Raw genomic sequence first — 720 nt, 5'->3', positions numbered from 1 at the left:
CCCGGGACGACCGTGATCGCTGGAACGCCAAGATCACATTGCGCGCCATACGTGAGCTCGACCATGCCTTTCGTGTGCTCGAACAATTCAAGGGACGACGCAAAGTCACGGTATTCGGCTCGGCACGTACGCCAATAGAAAGCCCGCTGTATGCATTGGCTCGAGAGGTCGGCGCGACACTGGCGCGTGAGTACCTGTTTGCCCAAGCGCGCCCGTCGAATCAGGCGCGGCGCGAACCCAGCGGCTGGCTGAAGCTGCACGGGGTGACGCGCAATAACTTGAACAATCTTGAGGTGGGCTTCCCGCTGGGCTGCTTCACGGCGGTGACCGGGATTTCCGGGTCGGGCAAGTCCAGCCTGGTCAGCCAGGCGCTGTTGGAGCTGGTCAGCAGCGGCCTTGGGCGCGAGCTGGAAAGCGTCGACGAGCCCAGCCTGGAAGACGCCGCGCCCGCCGCCAGCGAGGGGCGTATCAGTGCCGGGCTGGAGCATATCCGCCGTCTGGTGCAAGTGGACCAGAAACCCATCGGCCGCACGCCGCGCTCCAACCTGGCGACCTACACCGGGCTGTTCGACAACGTGCGCAAACTCTTCGCCGCAACGCCGGCCGCGAAGAAACGCGGTTACGACGCCGGGCAGTTTTCCTTCAACGTCGCCAAGGGCCGTTGCCCGAACTGCGAAGGCGAGGGCTTTGTCAGCGTTGAATTGCTGTTTATGCCCAGCG

1 pseudogene is annotated in these 720 nt (G+C 64.0%); it reads left to right on the top strand.

Annotated elements, in window-relative coordinates:
- Positions 1 to 720 (top strand): annotated as a pseudogene (locus tag AC0L20_RS39620) (hypothetical protein); the annotation flags it as partial.

Source organism: Bradyrhizobium sp. Kon58, assembly GCF_055807455.1.
Note: the sequence above shows the minus strand (reverse complement) of the source record. Positions and strands in the feature narration are given on the sequence as shown.